Annotated in this window: 5 protein-coding genes; all 5 read left to right on the top strand. The window is 63.5% G+C overall.

Features of this window, described 5'->3' with window-relative positions; genetic code table 11:
• Positions 1 to 268 (top strand): hypothetical protein (locus tag QZY48_RS32930; protein ID WP_295438754.1); only part of this gene is annotated, 268 nt, incomplete at its 5' end.
• A gap of 213 nt (positions 269 to 481) precedes the next feature.
• On the top strand, positions 482 to 1,753 hold the full coding sequence (locus QZY48_RS32935) for an RHS repeat domain-containing protein (RefSeq protein ID WP_295438755.1): 1,272 nt from the start codon (positions 482 to 484) through the stop codon (positions 1,751 to 1,753).
• 82 nt (positions 1,754 to 1,835) lie between these two features.
• On the top strand, positions 1,836 to 2,717 hold the full coding sequence (locus QZY48_RS32940) for a transglutaminase domain-containing protein (protein WP_295438757.1): 882 nt from the start codon (positions 1,836 to 1,838) through the stop codon (positions 2,715 to 2,717).
• A 23-nt stretch (positions 2,718 to 2,740) separates the two neighbouring features.
• Positions 2,741 to 7,561 (top strand): RHS repeat-associated core domain-containing protein, encoded by a 4,821-nt coding sequence (locus tag QZY48_RS32945; RefSeq protein WP_295438759.1) that lies wholly within the window; start codon positions 2,741 to 2,743, stop codon positions 7,559 to 7,561.
• A gap of 324 nt (positions 7,562 to 7,885) precedes the next feature.
• On the top strand, positions 7,886 to 8,167 hold the full coding sequence (locus tag QZY48_RS32950) for a hypothetical protein (RefSeq protein WP_295438761.1): 282 nt from the start codon (positions 7,886 to 7,888) through the stop codon (positions 8,165 to 8,167).
• Positions 8,168 to 8,340: the final 173 nt, after the last annotated feature.

An 8,340-nucleotide genomic window follows, 5' to 3' on the forward strand; every position in this document is an offset into this window, starting at 1 on the left:
ATTCGCACACATTTTACGACCAAGAAAGTTCCTGCAGTCGCGATCGGAATCATACAACAAGGGCTTTCATGGCAGGATATCTTTAGGCTTCGGCCATCCCTCAGCAATCCTTTACTTGCTGTCTAATCAATATCTTAAGGCAGTCGCCAAACTGAACCAGTGCCACTCCGCCAAAGGGTGGAAAAACAATCGTCAATCAGCGTTATCCAGACCTGCGGGAACTTTACAACGCCTGTTGACTCGCGATAATATCCCGCTAAGGTCGTGAAAGTACGACTGGCCTCCTTGCGGCAGCGTCGGCAAGTCCGCCGGCTGTGGCGCATGTGCTTGCCACCCAAGTCCGACCCTGATCTCGGCACCTGATGAAGCGCACGCCTGCACCGAGCGGAGGATGACAATGGGCTTATCGGCTTCGCTGTCCCCGCACACGCAACGAAAGCAGGTTCCATCGGGCGCCTTGCGCAGCAGGGGGCTTCGCTCCATGGGGTTGATCCTCGTGTCCCTCGCCGGTCCGGTGTGGGCCGGGTCTGCCGCCTACACCTACGATACCCTGGGGCGCCTGACCAGGGTCGCCTATACCAACGGTGCCGTCATCGCGTATGTGTATGACGCCGCGGGTAATCGTTCCAGCATGGCGGTGACCGGTGCGGCGGCCGTCGCGATGAAGGCGGCAGTGCCCGCACCCGCGACTACTCAGCGGGCGAGCCCGAGCGCAACCGCCACGGCAACGGGCACCGTCGAGGCGGCGACCGGTCCCGTGCGCCTTCCCGCTGGTGGCGAAGACCCCGGCATCTACGGCTGGAACGACCGCAGCGAGCACTTGGAGCGCGCGCTCACCGCGACCTTTATGGGTGACGGCCACGACCGTCTGCTGCATGTCCAGGGCTATGCCATTGACGCGGCCGACGAGGTCGGCCTCTGGCTCAATGGCACCCTGCTCGGCTATCTCAGTGAAGCCCGCGATGGGACCTGGGGCACACCCAGTCTGTGGCTGCTCCCGGCCGCGTTGCAGATTCCCGCAGAGAACGCCGTCACGCTCGCGCCCCGCGACGCGAGCGCCGTCTGGGGCGTTACCCGCCTCGGGCTTTACGCCTTTGGCAGCGTCTGGGGCAATCAATACGGACTGCCCGGCGGCGACCTGACCCATCCCGATGGCATCGAACTGCACCTCGGCAGTGACGGACCGGGCCAGGCGGCCGGGTACCTGATCGAACTGGCGGGCTGGGACACCAATAGTGACGGGGAGATCGCCATTACCCTCGATGATGAGCCTTTGGTCGACCTGCCGCGCGGCGGTGATCGCATCTGGGGCACGCCCTCCCACCTCTGGCTCGCTCCGGACCGACTGGCGCCCGGCGACCACCGATTGCTGATTACCAATCGGTTCGGCCCGCTGGAGCCCTGGGGCCTGCGCATCGACCGGGTGCTCCCCGGGGACACGGCCCTGGGCGATGGGCTGCCCGACCAGGCAACCGCGCAGCAGCGCCACGACGCCCTGAGCGTGCTGCTGCCGCCGACCAAGGTGCCGACGGAGTTGGACTTGCGCTTTTTCGATGTGACCTACGGCAATGAACTCCGGGTGCGGCTCGACGGCGCCCTCCAGGCACCGGTCGCCCTCACCGGCGCGGGCGCTTGGGGCCTGCCCTGGGCCATCCCATTGCCGGCCGGATTACCCGCCGTGCTCTCCGTTGAACACGCCGGGAATTCGACGAATCGCGCTGTCTGGGGTTTGCGTATCGATGGCTGGCGCTAAGCGCAACCGAGCGGTCTGCCGGACCACCTGCCAGTGTGGGTGGTCTTGGATGTCCCCATCTTAATTCGAGGAAGGGATAGCGATGTCTCCAAAGCGTGGGTGGGTTGGTGCGGCCCTGGGGCTGCTCATCGCATGGTTCTCGGCCACCGTCCGGGCGGAAGGCAATGTCGCCTTTTGGTCTGATACGCCGGTGGTGACCTCGGGGTCGTCCGCGAGTCCAGCCGCACTCCAGGCGACGCGCGGCGTCACGTCCCCGGTCGCGGCGGTGCCCGGCGTCAACCGGGCCATCCTGGCGCCGGTGACGCCCTTTGAGTCCGAGCAGGCCATCGCCGCCCGCCCGATCCCCGCTGACCTGAACCTCACGGTGCTCACGGCAAAGTCCGCGCCAGGTGCCGCAACCGCCGTGGGACCGATAGGCCTGGCAGGCCAGGAGGCGCCCACCGGCCCCGCGTCCATCGTCGAGTTGGCGCGGGCACTGCGCAACGACCCCGACCTGATCTACGAGTACGTGCGCAACGGGATCGACTACTACCCCATCTGGGGCCCCCAGAAGGGCGCCCTGGGGGCGGTGCTGGACAATCGGGGCACCGCCTTCGACCAGGTGGCCCTGATGGTGTCGCTGCTGCGCCAGGCGGGCTATACCGCCAACTTCGTTAAGGGACGGATCAACCTGACCGCGGCCCAGGTCCGGGATTGGCTGGGGGTCGATACCGCCAAGGTCTGCGCCGTCATCAACCTGTTGGCCCAGGGTCAGGTGCCAATCGCAGCCGTGACGGCGACCGCCGCGGGTAGCTGTCCAGGCTCGACCGCGGCGCTGGTCAGCATCAAGATCGATCATCTGTGGGTCAAGGCGAACATCGGGGGCACCAATTACTATTTCGACCCCAGCTTCAAACCCCACACGAGCAAGGCCGGGATCGATCTGGCAGCGGCCAGCGGCTATACAACGCCGCCACCTACCTGACCCAGGCCAAGAGCGGCGCGACCGTGACCGCGTCGTCGGTCCAGGCGCTCAACCGTAACGTCATCCGCGCCAATCTGACCGCCTATGCCACCACCCTGACGAACTACCTGCGGGCCAATCTGCCGACCGCAGCGCTGGAGGATGTCGTCGGCGGCACCAGCATCGTCCCCCACGACGGCAGGACGTTGCGCCAGACCAGCCTGCCATACCAGGACAACGCGGTCGCCGTCACCGAGTGGACGGAGATCCCGGCCGGCTACAAGCCCACCCTGCGCCTGCAGTATCAGGGCCTCTACGCCACCTTTAGCTCCGATGCGATCTACGGCAAGCGTCTGACCATCAGCTATGACAGCGCCAATCGGCCGGTGCTGAAGCTCGACGGTGTGGTGCAGGGGACCGGCACGGCGGTGACACGCGGCACCGTCGGTACCGTCACCTTTACCATTGCCCACGGTGCCTATGCCTCCACTGGTACGAACCAGACCTTCACTCAGCAGATCCAGGCCGGCGGGACCTTCCTGATCGGCAATGGCTGGGGACCGGCCGGGCGCGGCTTGGTCGAGCGGTATCGAAACCAACTCGATGCGGCCAGGGCCGCAGGCAATGCGGATAGCTCGGAGGCGGTCCTGGGCTCAAGCCTCGCGGCGCTCTCCGCGACCTGGCTCGCCCAGGTCAATCGTTCGGACGCCATCGGCGACCAGTTGGCCAGGACCACCACCCTGCTCCACCACCAAGTGGGCATCGCCGGGTTCAACACTGCCTCGTATGTCGACCTGCCCGGGAACATGGTCAGCGTGGTCAGTCAAAGTGCCGACCCCGCCAAGGAAACGACGGCCTTTTTCAGCATGGCGATGCACCTGAGCATCTTCGAGTCGACCACCGTGCAGCAGACCGCCGGGGTTAGCGCGGTCTCCACCGTCAAGCTGATTGACCTCGCCGTCGCCGGCAACCAGCCGATCTACGACGCGACCGCGAGCAACTACGCCACTGCCGTCAAACCCAATCTGGTCGCCTGCACGTCCCGGCTCGGGGCCTTCCAGGCCGCGGTGAATGCGGGTCACCGGCTGATCTTGCCGAAACGTTGCGACCTCACGGAGGGCACCTGGTCCGGGGCCGGCTATTTCGACCTCCTGATCGGTGCCGGCGGCTCCAGTATCGGCGCTATCATCGGCGGCGGCCTCGCTGGGGGGTTCTCGACGCTGCCGCAACTGCCAGTCGTGTTCGCCCCCAATGTGCTGGACAACACCAGCAGCCCGCTCGGCAACTACCTGCAGTCGACGGGCCACGCCTTCGGCGAGCCCATCGACATGACCAAGGGTCATTACCTCTATACCCACCAAGACATCACCCTTGGCCTGGGGGAGTTTCCGCGATCACTCGGCTTCGAGCGCCTCTACAGCTCTGGCCTGCGGACTCAGCCGGGGCCACTGGGTCGGGGTTGGACCCACAATTTCGCGCTGGATGCCGGCCTGGGCTCAGACGGTTTCCAGGGCCTGGGTGAGGACTCGGCCCTGGATGCGGTCACCAGCATCGTCGAGCAGCGGGTCGCGCTCGACCTGCTCGCCGACCCCGCCAAGCCGCTGGACAAGCTGGTTATTGCGACCCTCGGCCAGCGCTGGTTCGGTGACCAATTGCTCGAGAACACGGTCACGGTGCGCCAGGGTTTGAACGGTGAGGTCTTCGTCCGGCTCCCCGATGGCACCTACAATGCGCCGCCCGGCAATCCGGCGCGCTTGATCAAGAATCCCGACGGCACTTACAGCTATGAGACGCGCCATAAGGCGAACCTCAATTTCAATACCGTCGGCCGTCTCGCGAGCTTCGTTGATCCGAGCGGCCTCCAGGTCAAATTCACTTACACCGGCAACGACCTGACCAAGGTGCAGAACAGCCTGGGACGGACCCTTACCCTGACGAATGCAGCGGGGCGCGTGACGCAGGTCTCTGACGGCACCCGCACCGTCAAGTACGCCTACGACACCAGCGGCAATCTGGTCACCTACACCGATGCCGCGGCCAAGACCACCAGTTTCCAGTACGACCTGCCCAGGCGCCTGACCAAGCTGTACTATCCCAGCAACCCGACGGTCGCCTTCGTGACCAACGTCTATGACAGCCTGGGCCGGGTGCAGACCCAGAGCGACGCCAACGGCCAGGCCTATACCTATTACTTCGCCGGCTCCCGGTCCGAGGAACTGGGGCCGCTGGGGCGCAGCCTCGTCAGTTACCCCGACGGCTTTGGCAAGGTGCTGAGATCCATTGATCCCCTAGGGCGGGTCACCACCAACCGCTATGACGGCCAGGGACCGCTCAGCGTGACTCAACCAACCGACGCCGCGGGCGTGGCCCCAGCGACGACCTACGCCTACCGCAGCTTCTCCGCTGCCGGGTACCCGACCTTCTACCTGCCGACCACGGTGACGCAGAAGACCAGCGCGGCGAACTCGGTGGTCACAGCCACCGCCTATGACGCCGCCAACCGGTTCGTCCCCAAGACGGTAACGGTCGATTCCGGCACCGGCAAGCTCAATCTGGTCACCGCCTTTACGTACGACGCCAGTGGCAACCTCACCGGGGTCAACGGGCCGCGAACCGATGTCGCTGACACCGTCGCCATGGCCTACGACGCCGAACGCCGACTCGTCCAAACCACTGACGCGCTCGGCAAGCAGACCCGCCACGCCTATGACGCGGACGGTCGCCTGGTGCGCGCCGCGGCGCAAATCGGCACCCAATGGGCGGTCTCCTGCCGCACCTACAGCCCCAGCGGCAAGCTCACCCAGGTGTGGGGGCCGGGTCAAACCGCGGGCGCTACCACCTGTCCCACCGCCGCTGCCCCGGCGGCAGTGGCGACCTATGGGTACGATGCGCTCGACCGCCAGGTCCGCGTGACCCTGAGCCTGACGCCCGCGCAGGGCGGCCCACGGGTCACCGAGACCCTCTACAACCTCGACGGGAGCGTGCAGGCGATCAGGCGAGCGGTGGGCACCGCACTCGCCCAGACCTATGCCACCTATACCTATACGGCAAACGGCCGGCAGGCCACGGTGCAGGATAAGGGTAACCTGACTACCGACCAATACGACGGACACGACCGCAAGGTCAAGACCCTGTTCCCCAACCCGGCGGGCGGCGGGACCTCCGCGGCGACCGACTTCGAGCAATACGGCTATGACGCCGCGGGCAATGTCACGAGCCTGCGCAAACGCAGCGGCCAGACCGTTACCCTAGCCTACGACAACCTCGATCGGCTGGTGAGCCGCACCTACCCCGCAATTGCGGACAACGTCGGCTTCGCCTATGACCTGCTTGGCCGACGGACCGTGGCCAACTTCGCCAATGGCAGCTATAGCATCACGCACGTCTACGACAACGCCGGGCGTCTCACCAGTACCGCCGCCGGCGGCAAAACGCTCAGCTTCCAATACGATGCGGCCGGCAACCGCACCCGCACCACCTGGCCGGAGGCCGCCGCCTTCTATGTGACGACCGCCTACGACGCGCTCAACCGCCCCACGGTCATCAAGGAGTCAGGCAGCGTCGCCCTGGTGACCTACGCCTACGACGACCGCTCGCGGCGCACCACCGCGACGCTGGGTAACGGCACCGCCACCGGCTACACCTACAACCCGCAGTCGGCCCTGGCCACCATCTCCCACAACCTCACCGGGACCGCCCAGGACCTGACCTATACCTATACCCGCAATCGGGCGGGCGAGATAACCGGACAAGGCTGGAGCAACGACGCCTACCAGTGGGCCGGCGCCGTCAACGGCACCGCCGCCTACACCGCCAACGGCCTCAACCAGTACGCCAAGGCCGGGGCCGCGACCCCAGGCTACGATGCCAACGCCAACCTGACCAACGACGGCACCTGGAGTTACGGTTACGACCTCGACAATCGGCTCAGGACCGCCACCAAGACCGGTCTGGCCGCCACCCTTACCTACGACGCCGCGGGACGGCTACGTCAGAGTGCCATCGGCGGCGCCGTCACCAACCTGCTCTACGATGGCACCGACCTGATCGCCGAGTACGATGGCGCCGGTAACCTACTGCGCCGCTACGTCCATGGCCCCGGTCTCGATGAACCCGTGGTCGCCTATGAGGGCGTGACCACCACCAACAAGTCCTGGCTCTATGCCGACCACCTGGGCAGTGTCGTCGCCACCGCCAACGGCGCCGGGACGTCTACCGCCACCTACAGCTACGGACCGTTCGGCGAGCCCAACGCGTCCTCCGGGGTCCGCTTCCGCTACACCGGCCAGCAGCTCATTGGCCAGCTTGGCCTCTACCACTACAAGGCCAGATTCTATTCGCCGACGCTGGGGCGGTTCCTGCAGACCGATCCGATCGGGTATGCGGACGATCTCAATTCTTATGCGTACGTCGGAAATGCCCCGAGTAACCGCGTCGATTCCCTAGGACTCTATACCGAGGTAATAATTTGGCGACCCGTTGGCTATGGTAAGTCGTCATTTGGGCATGTATCCGTTAACCTAAACGGAACATCATATTCATTTGGTCCTCATGGCATGGATATTCAACCTGCGGCGGCTTATGAGGCTCGCAATGGTTTTAGAGATGGCGTTGGGTCAGTTATCGACCTTACGCAGAATCAAGAAAACACTCTTGAGCGAGCGCTGCATAGTCCTGGGGAATATGGCCGCATAAGCAATAACTGTGTTAATCCGGTGCAAACAGGGTTGAACTCCGCGGGAGTTGATGTTGGCGCCAGCCTTTTTCCCGTCTCTTTCGGTAATGCCATAATCGACTCCGGCAAGGTTGCCAAGTATAATTTTTATTTGGCTCGTTCTTCTGGTAGTTCACGCCCATTAAAATAGCAATCGGGGAGCCATCTGTTTAAATGCGATGAGCGCTTTGTATGCGTTACGTGTTGGCCCGAGGCTTTGTGCGCGCCTACAGCGGCTTGATTTGACAATCAGATATTCCCGTATCGAAGGTGCCCTGCTCGCGGGGCCGACGAAACACCTGATGTCTGGATATTACATGAGATGCTAATAACCATATCTCATGACGACCCATTTTGGGAATCATGTGCTGTACGCTCCTTCGGCTTTCCGAAAGGCGTACATCCACTAGCCACCAACTACAAACGCTAATGGCAACAAAAGATGACGCTCGGAACAGAACGGATTGCGCACTTCATGGCAAGCGTTGTCATGCTCATCATAGCGGGCTGTCAGAATGACACAGTCGTATTCGTAAAGAGGCCAACTAAATTGCTGGAACAACCATACCCGTATGGCTACCCCAGCACTAATCCACAGCGAAATATAATAATTGCAACACTGAAGGCTGGGGACGCCGGATATTTATTGAATTGTATTTATGGAAAGGACTACAGGGCTTGCAAGGTCAGAATGACCGATGGGGCGATCGGATACTTAATAGACGAGGGTGATTTTGAAATACTCAAGAGGAAATAAGAGTTGACCCAGCGGTCCCTTTCTGCAAGCAAGGTAGCCGTTCAGAGACCCCTTGACCGCTGCCTCCAGCCCGATCAAGATGCCCTCCCATACGCTGCCCGATGATACCGCGCCACTGACCGATGCACCTGAGCGACCACAGCCTCAGCCAGCTTGATGAAGCCTACGTCCAG

It is taken from the genome of uncultured Thiodictyon sp. (assembly GCF_903828115.1).
Taxonomy (GTDB): Bacteria; Pseudomonadota; Gammaproteobacteria; order Chromatiales; family Chromatiaceae; genus Thiodictyon.

Excerpts from the sequence above, each read along its gene's own strand:
- QZY48_RS32940 (WP_295438757.1), top strand. The coding sequence starts at position 1,836 with ATGTCTCCAAAGCGTGGGTGGGTTGGTGCGGCCCTGGGGCTGCTCATC.
- QZY48_RS32950 (WP_295438761.1), top strand. The coding sequence starts at position 7,886 with ATGGCAAGCGTTGTCATGCTCATCATAGCGGGCTGTCAGAATGACACA.
- QZY48_RS32935 (WP_295438755.1), top strand. The coding sequence starts at position 482 with ATGGGGTTGATCCTCGTGTCCCTCGCCGGTCCGGTGTGGGCCGGGTCT.